The 14014-nt window shown below is 39.9% G+C and carries 12 protein-coding genes; 7 read left to right on the top strand and 5 right to left on the bottom strand.

Features of this window, described 5'->3' with window-relative positions; translation table 11 throughout:
- Positions 1 to 74 precede the first annotated feature (74 nt).
- From C4F49_RS15915 to C4F49_RS15885, 7 genes are all read left to right on the top strand, one after another.
- Positions 75 to 788 (top strand): hypothetical protein, encoded by a 714-nt coding sequence (locus C4F49_RS15915; protein WP_196936824.1) that lies wholly within the window; start codon positions 75 to 77, stop codon positions 786 to 788.
- Positions 789 to 958: 170 nt separating this feature from the next.
- Positions 959 to 1693, top strand: a complete 735-nt coding sequence (locus tag C4F49_RS15910; protein WP_196936823.1) for a hypothetical protein — start codon at positions 959 to 961, stop codon at positions 1691 to 1693.
- A 213-nt stretch (positions 1694 to 1906) separates the two neighbouring features.
- The gene (locus C4F49_RS15905) at positions 1907 to 2752 is read left to right on the top strand and encodes a hypothetical protein (protein ID WP_196936822.1); all 846 of its coding nucleotides are present in this window, start codon (positions 1907 to 1909) and stop codon (positions 2750 to 2752) included.
- Positions 2753 to 2952: 200 nt separating this feature from the next.
- Positions 2953 to 3984 (top strand): quinone-dependent dihydroorotate dehydrogenase, encoded by a 1032-nt coding sequence (locus C4F49_RS15900; protein WP_196936821.1) that lies wholly within the window; start codon positions 2953 to 2955, stop codon positions 3982 to 3984.
- 176 nt (positions 3985 to 4160) lie between these two features.
- Positions 4161 to 4604, top strand: coding sequence for a hypothetical protein (locus tag C4F49_RS15895; protein WP_196936820.1), 444 nt, complete (start codon positions 4161 to 4163; stop codon positions 4602 to 4604).
- A gap of 527 nt (positions 4605 to 5131) precedes the next feature.
- A complete protein-coding gene (locus C4F49_RS15890) occupies positions 5132 to 5746 on the top strand; it encodes a hypothetical protein (protein ID WP_196936819.1) in 615 nt (204 codons plus the stop codon).
- A gap of 912 nt (positions 5747 to 6658) precedes the next feature.
- Complete coding sequence (locus C4F49_RS15885) at positions 6659 to 6910, top strand: hypothetical protein (RefSeq protein ID WP_196936818.1); 252 nt, start codon at positions 6659 to 6661, stop codon at positions 6908 to 6910.
- A 166-nt stretch (positions 6911 to 7076) separates the two neighbouring features.
- On the opposite strand, the gene C4F49_RS15880 is transcribed toward C4F49_RS15885, so the two are convergent.
- From C4F49_RS15880 to C4F49_RS15860, 5 genes are all read right to left on the bottom strand, one after another.
- Positions 7077 to 7946: a DUF4145 domain-containing protein gene (locus C4F49_RS15880; RefSeq protein ID WP_196936817.1), complete on the bottom strand. Its 870-nt coding sequence runs from the start codon at positions 7944 to 7946 to the stop codon at positions 7077 to 7079.
- Between the two features lie 336 nt (positions 7947 to 8282).
- A complete protein-coding gene (pdeM, locus tag C4F49_RS15875; protein WP_196936816.1) occupies positions 8283 to 8924 on the bottom strand; it encodes a ligase-associated DNA damage response endonuclease PdeM in 642 nt (213 codons plus the stop codon).
- On the bottom strand, positions 8917 to 11364 hold the full coding sequence (locus C4F49_RS15870; protein ID WP_196936815.1) for a ligase-associated DNA damage response DEXH box helicase: 2448 nt from the start codon (positions 11362 to 11364) through the stop codon (positions 8917 to 8919). The genes pdeM and C4F49_RS15870 overlap by 8 nt, the downstream gene beginning before the upstream one ends.
- Positions 11361 to 12953 (bottom strand): ATP-dependent DNA ligase, encoded by a 1593-nt coding sequence (locus C4F49_RS15865; protein WP_196936814.1) that lies wholly within the window; start codon positions 12951 to 12953, stop codon positions 11361 to 11363. The genes C4F49_RS15870 and C4F49_RS15865 overlap by 4 nt, the downstream gene beginning before the upstream one ends.
- Positions 12950 to 13951 (bottom strand): ligase-associated DNA damage response exonuclease, encoded by a 1002-nt coding sequence (locus tag C4F49_RS15860; protein ID WP_196936813.1) that lies wholly within the window; start codon positions 13949 to 13951, stop codon positions 12950 to 12952. Before C4F49_RS15860 ends, C4F49_RS15865 begins: the two co-directional genes overlap by 4 nt.
- Between the last annotated feature and the right edge of the window lie 63 nt (positions 13952 to 14014).

Raw genomic sequence — 14014 nt, 5'->3', positions numbered from 1 at the left:
GTTTGTAAATGTTTTATATATTTGAGCAATCTTATATAACCAATAGGTAAATTATTATCTTAATACATAACGAAATGAAGCTTCTTGCATGTTCATTCTTTTTTATAGCCTCTTTGCTTTTTAGCAAAGCACAAGAAATACAAGTCTTGAAAGAGGTAGATACTATCCAACACTTATCCAAAAATGAGTTTCATTTGATCGAAGAAGATTTCGATCTATCGGAGAAAGAGCCCCTATCGATCTTAAAAGGAATATCCCAAAAACTAAAAAAAGATAATCTTGAATCCTTGTATTATAAACTTGCTGCCGAAGCGAATGAGCTTGGAGCCAATGCATTTACCATTGAAGAGTTTATGTCTAATGCAGACTCGATCGTTCTAAAGATCAATGTTTTTTACCTGGACAAACATGAACTTGCTGAAAATCGATTATTGATTCCTTATAATATGATCTGCATCTTTGGAGATATAGATAATAAACCAGAAAGCAAGAATATTAGATTTAATGGAGATAAAATTATTGTCAACCCAATGGAATATGTTTCTCATCAAAACGAGATCGGAGAAAAATCAACCATCTCGATCGGTGGGCTCATAGGTACTAAAGGCTCTATTGTTGGAAGAGAACAAAAAGAATCACTTTACTATTCCCTTAAGGGCTTTAGCCTTACTGATGCCCCATACACTTATGGTCAGCCTACAATAGGATTTAATAACGGAACATTTCATCTGGTGCCTCTTAATTTTGCCCGGTTTTTAATCCATGTGCTTAAGCAGAATAAGCTTTAAGCATATGCATCGTTTTCAAACCATCAGTACATAAACCAATAGAGCTCCAAAGTTTTCAAAGACAAGCCAAAAATAGTGTCAAATTCTTTAATACTATCAATTATTGAGTATATTTGGGTAGCTAATTAAAAATACTTATTGCTTAAATATTTCTTTTTAATTTATATACCATGAAAACGTTAGTTACCAGCATTCTGCTAATTGCCTCTTTTTATACTTCCTATTCACAGCAAGTAGAAATAGTTAGTCTATATCAAGACATCAAGAAAGATAAAGTTTCTGATTTTTATTTTCTTAGTGAGGACTTTCCACTTGGCTCCATTCCAAAAATCGCAACGTTAAAGAGCTATTATGTGTATCATCGAGGCCCAAACATTGTTAAATTATTCAAGGCATTCCGAAGTTTTTCCCATAAATTGGGAGCAAATGCATACCGTGTTGATACAACGTCAATGTCTAGGGATACGATCTACACAACGATAACCGTCTATTTCCTCGATGATCAAGAAATTGAGCAGAATTATGAACTTTTCCCAAAAAATAAAACTGTAATTTTCGGAACGATTATAGGCGATAAATTAGCAAAGGAATTTAAGTTTGATGACAAAGAATATTCCATAAAACCTTATACCTATTATGTATTGGATAATGATGAAGATGGCAAATCAAAATTGCAAACTGGTAAATTTTCGCCTTCTACCGAAACTGTTAAAAATAGAAAAGATGAAGGCATAACGTATATTGCTTTTGAAAGATACAGTTTTGGCGTAACAACGACTGGAGGTTTTGTGAATCCTACATTTAACCGGATAGGGCAATCCTACCTAACTCGAATAAATTACGTCGACCCTGAATTGGGACAATTCCTAATGCAAATGCTTCAGGAAAACAAATTTGAAGATTAATACTTAAAAATCCTAGTAATTTGATATATCAGAATTGCATTGGATTTTGATACGGGTTTCTTTTGCCTATTGTAATCCAATGGCTTTTGTGTAAGGAGCTTTTACATGACCCAAGCATTTATTCCCAAAAATTATTTTTCCCTGCACTAAACTCTTAGTTAAACTCATGCTCTAAGATTTAACAAACAGATTAGATCTCTAAATTCAGTGAACATGAAATTTCTTTTGTCAATAACCAGTAGCATATTGCTCTCTTTTTCTGCTTATAGCCAAGAAAATCCATTCCGGCAGGAATACAAAGACCGAATCGAGCAAGATCGCCGCGACCATAAGTTGTCGGTCGCAACAGATTTATTTGGGGAAATCATCGTAAAAGACCTAGCTGGCACCACCATCCGAACCTACAAAACAGATGTTTTCGGGAACGACCTAATCAAGGACGGAAGAGGAAATGTGCTAATGAAATATGAAACTGATATCTTCGGAAATCATCGGATTGTTGACGGAAAAGGGAATTTGATCGATAAAGGGAAGACTGACCCTCCGCTCCACTGGTATCATGGCAATAGACCGGAGATCATTCCGTTTAAAAAAGACATTTTCAACAACCTGCAACTTATGGATGGAAGCTTCAGAACCAAACGGAAATATGAACTTAATATTTTTGGCGATTTGATCATTAAAAACGGTGATCATCAAACCTTGCGAACGCTAAAAACAGATATTTTTGACAATCTTCAAGTGGTTGATGGCTCGGGCAGAACGATCAGAACCTACAAAGTCAATATCTTTGGGGAAGAGATCGTCGAAAATGAAAATCGGGATAAGATCAGGGAACTTTATGTGGACGAAAATGGAGAAGAAGTCATCGAAGACGCGGACGGAAATTATCTGAATTCCTACCGCTTTAATCGAAATGGAGATCTATTGATCAAAGATGCGCGTAATCGCATTCTAATTATAGAGAGTGCTATTATCGAAAACTCCCCTTTTGTGGATTCCGTGGGAAAAATAAACCATCGTTTTATTGCAGAGTTCTTAGAAGATGAAGATATATAGGAAGCGAAAACAAATCGAATCAATACTTATGCGAAATATTCTAGCTAGGAATAGTTCGCATTTTTTATTTGTGCAAAAATGAGTTTAGTGAGAAGGTTGAATCACGTGTGGTCTACCCATCATTCAGCTTCGCTGCAACACAGAATTTGATTTTGGAATTATTTGATAATTCATCCTGCATAATTCCTAAATTTGCAGCTATGTATACACTTGTCAAACCATTATTCTTTACCATGGATCCCGAAACTGCCCATCAGCAGGTAACCGGTGGATTAGCTGCTTTTTCAAAAATATGGGGCGCTAAATCGTTGATTAAATCCATTTACACGGTCAATGATCCTCGATTGGAAAGAAAAGTATTTGGACTGAAATTTAAAAATCCAGTCGGATTGGCGGCTGGTTTCGACAAGAATGCAGAACACATTGAAGATATGGCCAATCTTGGATTTGGTTTTATCGAAATAGGCACAGTGACCCCGAAACCTCAGCCAGGAAATGACAAACCCCGCATGTTCCGTTTGGTTCAGGACGAAGCGTTGATCAATCGCATGGGCTTTAACAACAAAGGTGCTGAAGTGGCTGCCGCAAAGTTAAAAGCGCTGAAAAACAAAAATGGCTTGATTATCGGTGGCAATATTGGAAAGAATAAAGTCACAGCAAATGAACAGGCAGTGGATGACTACGTCAAATGTTTCGATGCCTTGTTTGATGTCGTAGATTACTTTGTGGTCAACGTAAGTTCGCCCAATACACCTGGACTGCGCGAATTGCAAGAAAAAGGCCCCTTGTTGCACATCTTGAATACACTTCAGGACTTAAACAACCAAAAAGACGAACCAAAACCTATTTTGCTAAAGATAGCACCCGATCTGACAAATACACAACTGGACGATATAGTCGAGATTGTTCAGGAGAGCAAGATTGCGGGACTGATCGCGACGAACACAACCATTTCGCGCGAAGGCTTGCAAAGCGACCCAAAGATTGTTCAGGAAACTGGCGGTGTTAGCGGAAAGCCATTGACAAAGCGCTCCACAGAAGTGATCCGATACATTGCTGAAAAATCAAACCGCTCCTTCCCGATTATCGGAGTCGGTGGCATACAGTCTGCAGAAGACGCAATTGAGAAAATCAATGCCGGAGCAAGCCTGATCCAGGTGTATACCGGATTTATTTATAAAGGACCAGGTTTGGTGGCGGATATCTGCAAAGGCATTTTAAGAAATAGCTAGACCGACATATTGCAGGATTGCCTGAAAGTTCTGTGTATATTGGAAAAATTCCCGAAATAAGATTAGCTTAGGTCAGAGAACAGCCAAAACAACAGCAGCTAAATTTCTTTTGGCAGGATATTCTATTTTAAAAAATAAAAAGAAAAGCTATATTTAACTTTATTATCTAAAAGGATATGGAAAAGAATGTAAGTACGGTCAAAAATGAAAATAGATTTTCAGGCGTGAAGAAAATATTCGGTTGGTTAAGCGTAGTCTTAGTATTAGCGCTAGCCGTTTTTATTTATTTCCAGTTTTATTTTGTATTTGGCGAAGGCGTGAAATCCGGACAGCTGAATTTCGCAGTCAAAAAAGGAAATTTATTCAAAACATACGAAGGAAAACTAATCCAAGAAGGATTCCGTACAGGCACAGGCGCCGCAGGAACCACAGGAATCAGCAGCAATGAATTTGTATTTTCTGTTGAAGACGATTCGATTTTTAATATCCTAGAACTGAACAGCGGAAAAGTCTTCGACCTGCATTACAAAGAATACCACGGCCGCCTACCATGGCGCGGCAATACGGTTTTTATCGTAGATCAGATCATCAGCATGCGCGATGCGCAAGGATTGCACTAAGTAAATAAGTAAAATCTCAAATGTAAAGAGTTAAAAACTTTCTGAGTTCCGCTAGAATTCCTGATAAATACGGATTTGTAATCCGCTCTCATCATTATCCAACGCTTGTAATAGCAAATTGCCTACGGCATACAGCCTAAAGCCTGTAGCTTATTAGGCCTTTTCGAATTTTAAATTGGATAAGTTATGAAGGGTCATTTTGAATCTCTGGTTAAATAGAATCTGCAAAATGGATAAGATTAAATGTCGACTTTTTTTATTTTTTTTCATAATACTGTTCCGTTTTTATTCTTGCACTCAAGAAAAAACTTCTACTCTTTCTAACTAGCACAAAGATTCTATAACTTCGAACTTATGATTACATCATTACATTAATTCGATTGTATTAAACACATACCTCTTTAAAGCTATCAAGCGTATTACATATTTAAAAAATTAAATATTTATCTTCAAGCTTAATATCATTGCTTAGATATACTGGATTATTTACCTTTGCTGTGGCCAATTATTTAACCATAATTAAAAAAATGAAAAGATTAATTTTACTTTCCTTTATCCTACTCCACGCTACAAATTTAGTTTTTGGACAAAAAATCTTTGTAAATAAGGAATATGAATTTGCAATGCAAGAGCCTGATAATTGGATTGAAGTTAGCAATGAGGGATTGATCAGCAATCTGAAGAATTTAGAATTAACAGAAGAGAGTTTATCGAAACTTATTTCAGACAGCAAAGGCTCTCTCTTATTGACCTCTTATTATAAATATAATCCGCAAACTCATCCAGGACTGATACCTACCATTCAAGTAAATGTAAGAGCAAAAGGCAACACCACTTTTGAACAATTTAAGAGAAGCATGGCTGAAAGTACAGAAAGCTTTAAAAACTATTTTCCAGATTTTGAATTAATCAAAGATATAACAGAGGTTGAAGTTTCAGGAATAAAAAGCATTTACTTTGTTGCAAAATTCTCAATGAATACACAAGACGGTCAAGAAGTTAAAGTTCGAAGTCGAGGATATGCAATTCCATATAAAAATTATTTTTTTCAAATAAATTTCACTGATGGACAAGTTGGAGAAGATTGCACTAGCGAATTTGACCAAATTTTAAAAACGATAAAAATAGGAGATCAAAAATAAGCTATAGTACTTACACGAAATTGACATCTTTCTAGAAATTGATGATTGAATCGGTGATACAGTGTTGTTATTCCGACTCATTTCGGAATCTCACTTCACTTGCCCTTCGCTGGCGCACGCGTTTCGCATGTGATTTCACTGACCCCCAACTTCGCGAAACTCCGAGCCTCCTCCGCGCGACTCCGTGGAACAACTTTCAAAAATACCATACGCCGATAAAACCCTTCTTCACTGTTCCCCCTTTGGGGGCTAGGGGGAAATACTTACTCCTTACTCTTTGCTCCTTATTCCCTAAAAAAATCACTCCCAAACCCGCCTGTCATTCAGATCGCAGTGAAGAATCTCAATCGTAAACTCCCTTCGCGCTAGCGCACGCGTTTCGCGTGTGCATATTTCCCGTTGAGAAACTCACTTAAAATGAGACTCTTCCATTCCGTCAGAGTGACAATTATATCGAAGAATCTAAGACACAAGTTTGAGACTGTTATTTGCCCTTTGTTCAGTTAATTGCACTTTAAAACCTCGTAGAGGTTGAATGTTTATAGACAATATATTGAGTAGAAGAACAAGCGTGCCGTAGGTACGCAACCTATCCCGACGGTTTTGCACCTACGGAGCAAAAATAGATTTTTTATAATCATGGCTACAAATATTTTGCTCCTACGGAGCAATTGAAAAGACAGCACATTTTCCAATCAATTTGCCGTAGGCACAACCGCTTATCCCCCGAAGGGGGAATAAACTCAGAGTGACAATTGCCCCCGCTAGCGCAAGTGTTTCGCGCGGGTTATTATCTACGCAAAAGTCACAGCCTTGCGCCAGCGCAAATGTTTCGATTTTAACCTTGAAGGATCTACATCAGCGACCTTTCTTATACCGATTGAAAACTTTAAGATCGACTACACAAAAAATTTGGGCGTATTTAAAATTTCTTACAAATTCCAGGCATCCGTAGCTTCGGGCATGGTTATCTATAGCCTGGAAAATAAAACATTAGACCCAAGTCTGCCCTATTTTTCCAAACCAATGAACAAGTCCAAACAGGACATTGACTTGGGTATTCTTGCTGGCGACGTTTCGATTAAACTGATCTTATATGGCGTGCTCAATGATACCGTCGAAACGACAGTATACACCCTCGCGATTTCTAAGATCGGTATTTAGCCTGTTCCCTTTCGCAAGCTAAAGGAAGGAGCGTCAGTTTTTGGAGCAACAGGAAGGTTGCTACCTTTCACAAGAACTGATTGCTCCTTCTATTTTTTTTGCAAATCCTGTCTATTTAGTTTAGCTACCACTCGGCGGAAATTATCGAACAGCTTATTAATTGTAACTATCTTTTTATAAAATATTGTTGATTATTTTCAATTTTACCAATAGATAATGATTTTATAATGTTATTTTCAATTTCTTCAGTTAATTGACTTACAAAATTTGTTAAATAGGATCTCTCAATTCTTCGCATATCTTTTCCTAAAATTTCAACTAAATTTTTCTCTTCTCCAACTATTATTAAGTTCGAGTTTACTTTTCTAAATATTAAATTTTTAAAATCCTCAAATTTTACAATAATTGTATCTAAATGCTGGTCCAATTCAATATCTATTAAATATAAACTTTTTAATAAATTTTCAATAACTTCAAGAGCAGTTTTCAATTTGTTTTCATTTGGAACATCCATGTCATGAACAGAATCATTTCCTAAAAATCTAATGCTATGAAGTCTTTGTCCGTCTTTCTCTGTAATTAATTTGTTTTTGACAAGATTATTAATTTTATTTTCTAAAGTTCTCCCAGTTATTTTTTGATCAATACAAACTGCCTCAATTATAGTTCTTAAACCAACTCCAGCTAATAAATAACAATTGTTTGTTAAGGACTCAATTGTTTCTATATAAATAATCCTTATTTTATCAGGAAGATCATAGATGTTATTAATTAGAAAGTGATTACTCAATTTCTTTGGATAATATTTTATTTCATCATAAACTTCCGTATATCCATAATCATCATATCTAATCATTGATTCATCATTATAACGGATTCTGAATTGAATAATTTCACAACCAAGACATTGTATAGTTTCATAATTATGTTCAAATTCAAATGCGGATTGAGGATCAGAGCTTGTTTTAATATTGAATAAGCATTTATGATTAGTTATTTGCCTGCAGTTTGGGCAATAGTCTTTTGATACACTCATTTTATTTTGAATACATTAAAATAATTTATATTATAAGATTGTTAATAATTAACGACTAACTTAAGCTAAGTAGATAAATCTATCACTTTGATATTAAGATTGGTAAATATGCAAATCAAAAAATAATACTCCAAAAAAATATTTAACTTTTAAGAAAAATGTAAATACTTATCTACAAATGAGTGAACGGTGAAAAAAGTTCTGAGGGTTATGTGCAAACTAAAGGTTACGCATTTCCGCCAGAAAGTCTTTCCTCCCTTTTGAATTTTTACTTTTGAATTTTGAATTAGAAGGTTTTGAATTTTTACTTTTTACTTTTTAATTTTTAATTTTTAACTAAACCTCCACCACCCCATCCCCGACTACTGCAAAGATCCTTGAGTCCTCATCTTTATGCAAAATATGGAGCCCTGTCCATTTGCCGAAGGCGGGAACGGTCAGTACTTTATCTTCCAGATGGAAGCAAGGCAAGCGGAAATGCTGACGGCCTTTGGTCGTGATCACACAGCCGGGATGGATATGGCCAACGATATTGTAGATATAATCAGGAAGTCCGATAATCGGTTGATGGGAGAATACCAGGCCTTCGGTAAGCAGGTATTCATCTTTAATATGCAGGGCAGAATGGAGCATATCTTTCGGCAGGATATCGTGGTTTCCTTTGGTCAGGATAAACTCGATTTGCGGATATTTCTTTAGGAAAAGCACAAACTCATCCCATTCGGTATTCCAATTGGAATGGAATAAATCTCCGAGGAAAATCACCTTCTTAACAGGCAGTTCGAGCAGTAACTCTTCGACGCGGGCAAACTCATGGACGAGTTGCATGGGGGGTACAAAAAGCCCTTCCTGACGGAAATGTCCAAGCTTGCCCAAGTGCCAATCGGAAATCACGAGTGTATTGTATAACGGCACAAAGACCGCTTTCTGTGGCAATAAAAAAACCTCAACTCCATTAAAATCCAACTTTTTAGCCATTGTCTGCTCCTTCGAGCTGTAATTTTACGAGTTCTAAGCGACTTTGCCAATCTTCATTGCTATATTTTTCGCGAAATGACTCCGAGAAGATAGGAAATGAAAAAGGCGTGAGTTTCTTCGGAAAGGACAAAAGGATTTTGTGGTTTTCAATGCGTTCGAAAGCACGTTGCATCCTACCCTCTTCGAGCTGAAAATCAAAGACCTCATCATACGACTGGCGGAGCAACAAGTTTGTTGGGTCATATTCTTCAAAGACCGAAAAGAACAGTCCCGAATTGGCCTGCATGTGTTTGGTCTTCATGTGCTTGCCTGGAAATCCTTGAAAAATCAATCCCGCAATACCGGCAATATCACGGAAACGCCGGCGCGCCATCTCCTGCACATTGATTCCCGAATTGATATCCGAGTGCAGGGATTTTGGCGACAAGAGTTCGGTAATAAAATCCAAATCGACAGGGTATTTCGTTGCGGAAACCAATTCAAACCCATATTCATTGGTCGCGATGCTAAAACTCGCTGGCGTAATATTCCCCAAGCGATAAGCCAGCACCTGCGCCATGCCCTCATGGATCAGCTTGCCCTCAAAGGGATAGACAAAAAGGTGATAGCCATATTTGGTATGGATGTATTCCACCAGTAATTCATTCTCCTGAGGCAAGAGGGAGCGCTTCGCCTGCTCCTGAAACAGCGGTTTCATAAATTTCAGTTCGGGACTCTGTCCGCTGGTCTTGTGGATATTGGCAAAGGAATGCCGAATGGCAATGCCGAGGTCGGGCGAAATGGAAAAGCGACCGCCCATCCAGGAGGGCACAATGCCTTTGTTATTGGACGCAGGCTTTACGATGACTTCCATGCCGGACACCTTCACGATGCCGAGCTGTCTTCCCGAAAACCAAAAGGTCTCTCCCGGATTGAGCTTCGAAATAAATCCTTCCTCGATGCTCCCCAAGTATTTGCCCGACATAAACTTGACCTTCATCATCGCATCCGACACAATCGCACCGATGCTTAGCCGATGACGCATCGCCAGTTTGCGAGATTCTACTTTATAACGTCCGTCTTTGAGCACCAACCGATGAAAGTCATCGTAGGCCGTCAGCGTTTTTCCGCCATGAAGCAACATGCTCATGCATTCATCAAATTCGCCCCGCGTAATGGATGCAAAGCAATGGGTCTGCGAGACTTCTTCAAAGATTTCATCTGTCACAAAACCATCGCCCACCGCCAAGGTCATTAGGTATTGGATCAATACATCAAAACTTCGGATATAAGGAATGCGCTGTTCGATAATATGCTCCTTGACCGCGTACTTTAGCGAGTCGCCCTCGATGATTTCAAGGGAATTCGTCGGTACATAATAGATATAAGACGTTTCATGCGGGCGATGCCCCGAACGGCCAGCACGTTGCAAAAAGCGCGCAACGCCTTTGGGCGAACCGATCTGTATCACGCAATCCACCGGACGAAAATCAACGCCCAGATCCAGCGAACTGGTGCAGACTACAGCTTTGAGCTTATTCTCATGCAAAGCCTCCTCTACCCAAAGACGGATTTCATCGCTTAAAGAACCATGATGAATAGCCAAGATACCGGCAAATTCAGGATAGTTGGAAATAATCTGCTGGTACCAGATCTCGGATTGCGAACGTGTATTCGTGAAGATCAGCGTCGAATTGTATTGCTTGACAATGTCAATGACTTTATCGAGCAGGCGGATGCCCAGGTGCCCTGCCCACGGAAACTTTTCGATCGTATCGGGCAAGACGGTTTCAATCTGAATGTTCTTTTTCAGATTCGCTTTAACCATCACGCCTTGATGATTTTGTCCCAAAAGGATTTCCTGCGCTTCGGCCAAGTTGCCGATCGTTGCCGAGATCCCCCATATCTTGAGGTCAGGATTCAGGACTTTCAGTCGGCTTAAAGCCAGTTCGACCAGCACGCCCCGCTTGCTTCCAAGCAGTTCATGCCACTCATCGATCACAATAAATTCCAAATGCTTAAAATACTCCTCGCTCCCTTTGGAAGCCAATAGCAAATGAACAGATTCGGGCGTCGTGATCAACGATTGAGGTGGATTCTTGCGCTGTTTTTGCCTGTCGGAAATGCTGGTATCGCCTGTTCGGAATTCGATTTTATAATCTAGGTCTAAATCTTCCGAAACCTGCGTTGTCGCTTTGTAGATCTCTTTGGACAATGCCCGCAAAGGCGTAATCCACAACGCATGCAAAGCTGACTTTTTGTTCTTGATTTTCTTCTGATAGGCTTTGTTATTGTAATAATGATCGATAATGCCAAACCAGATCGCGAAGGTTTTTCCAAAACCTGTAGGTGCGTTGAGCAGGCCAGAATGTCCTTTCTGAATCTCCGACCATGCCTTTTTCTGAAAAGCATGCGGAGTCCATCCCTGATTGTAAAACCAAACGTCGGCTAACTGATTCATGGTTTCTGTTTGATCAAATCCAACAAATCTTCTTTGGTATTTGCGTCTTTCGCGAGCTTATCTTTGCGCCAGCGCAAAATTCTTGGAAAGCGCAAAGCCACGCCCGATTTATGGCGCGTACTAAGGTTGATGCCTTCGAATGCAAGCTCAAAAACCAATTCGGGTTTCACCGAGCGCACCGGTCCAAACTTGTCAATGGTATTACGTTTGATCCAATTATCGATCGTGATCAATTCTTTATCCGTCAGACCAGAATAAGCTTTTGTGAACGGAACCAATTGCTCCTGATCCCAAACCGCAAAGGTATAATCCGTAAATAGATTCGCTCTTCGACCGCTCCCCGACTGCGCATAAATCAATACGCCATCGATGCTCATCGGTTCGGTCTTCCACTTGTACCAATTTCCTCTTTTGCGACCGACCTCGTAGGGACTGTCCGCTCTTTTGAGCATTAAGCCTTCGGCAAAATGCACGCGCGCGTTTTCTCTAAAGGCTTTGGCTTCTTCCCAGTTTGCAAACTGTTTATGTTCAGAAAGAATCAGGATATTGTCCAATGGATATGTTTCCAAAATTGCCTTGAGCAATGCCCTGCGCTCGTATAAAGGTTTGGTTCGGATGTCTTCCCCATTCCATTCCAACAAGTCATAACAGACCATGACCAAAGGAGCTTCTTGCAATATCTTGGCAGAAAGATTCTTTCTACCGATACGTGTTTGCATAACATTAAAATCCAGCGCATGGCCATCCTTCCACGGAATGACTTCTCCATCGATCACCGTTCCGTCAGGAAGAATTTGATTGAGCTTCGCAAATTCCGGAAACTTTTCGGTCATCAGATCTTCCCCCCGGCTCCAGACAAATAAGTCATTCTGCCTTACGATCAGCTGACCGCGAATGCCATCCAGTTTTGGCTCGACAACCCATTCCGACAGGTCACCCAAATCATTTGGATCGCCCTCCAGCGCATACGCCAAATAAAAAGGATAAGGCAAGAAATGCTTGTCTTCGGCCAGGTTGCTTTCGAACAAACTCGCCATCGTCTCGGTAAATGGATCCCATTTCCCAATCAGGCGATGTTCAATCACCGCTTCATCTTTATCTAAATATTTTGCAAGCGCCTTCACGACTATCTTGCTGGACACACCAACACGGAAATTTCCGGTCATCAATTTATTAAACACAAATAAGGACGTGCCCGAAAGGTGATTCCAATAACCAGTGATCACTTCTTTTTGTTCTTCGACAGTCACTTTCTTTAAGCGAACAACTTCGGTAATGATCTGTTCCAACGAATAATCAGCTTCCGCCGAAGTTTTCGGAAGGATCAGGCTTAAGCTTTCTGCCAAGTCACCGACGATGTAATAACTTTCCTCGAATAGCCATAGCGGAATATTCGCCAGTTCGGAAGCCCAAAGCCGAAGGTCGGTAGTTTTCGCTGGACGCGAAGGTTTATTTCCCGTCAAGACCGCTATCGCGAATACCTTATCTTCCTCACGCGCAACCTGCAGGTAATCCACGATTGCTTGGATCTTCTGGTTGGTCTTGGTCGTGCCATCGATTTCTTCGAATAATTTGACAAAATCCCTCATTCCGAAACCTCCTCTTCTTCATCGTTGTACAAGGTCTTAAAGATGGATGATTTAATGCCATATTCTTCAGAAACCCATTTTGAAAAGTTATTCTCATAGCCATGCGTCACATACACATGTTTCGCTCCGGTATCCTGAACCGCTTGATTTAATTGTTGCCAATCACAATGGTCCGAAAGCGGAAAGCCTTTGTCCACTCCTCGCCTTCTTCGCGCACCGCGCAACTGCATCCAGCCCGAACACATCGCAATCTTGTAGGGCGTCATCTTCCGGAGCCAAGGCGTGTCGGAAGCCGAAGGCGGAGCCACAATGACCGCACCTTTGATCTTGCTCCGGTCATTCTCGGGCGTAATGCGAACGCCCGGAAAATCGTAGCCTATCGTAGCCAACGCTTCATTGGTATTTGCGACAGCACCATGCAGATAAATATCACCGATACTCTGATCCAAATGTGCTAAGATATTTTGGGCTTTGCCCAATGAATAGCCGAGCAAAACAGTATTGTAACCCAATGCCACATTCTTGCGCCAAAAGGTATTGATATCTTCATAAATCTCATGCGGATCCGGAAAATTATAGATCGGCAATCCGAAAGTTGATTCGGTAATAAAATGATCACATTTCACTAGTTCATAAGGCTGGCTGACTCCATCCGAAACGATTTTATAATCGCCTGTAAACACCCACACTTCGCCTTCGTATTCTAGGCGGATCTGCGAAGAGCCAATGATATGTCCAGCAGGATGAAAAGAAATCTTCACGCCGTTAATCTCAAACGGATCATTGTATGCAACCGCACGCACATTATTTTCCGCTCCGATCCGCAGGTTTAGGATCGGAACGGTTTGTTCCTGACAAATGTAATTCTTCATTCCCCAGCGCATGTGGTCCGAATGCCCATGTGAAATCAGAGCGGTATCGACCGGCTTCCAAGGATCCAAATAGACATCAGCCTGTTTGCAATAAAGACCCTTCTGGTTGACTGTAAGTAATTTCATATACTGGCTCTCTGTGCGTTTTTGTCTTTTTAAAACAGTCATCGAGTCCAAAAGTTTTATATA

Origin of the sequence: Sphingobacterium hungaricum (assembly GCF_015210005.1) — a bacterium.
GTDB lineage: Bacteria > Bacteroidota > Bacteroidia > Sphingobacteriales > Sphingobacteriaceae > Sphingobacterium > Sphingobacterium hungaricum.
This window is presented reverse-complemented; position numbering and strand designations above follow the sequence as displayed.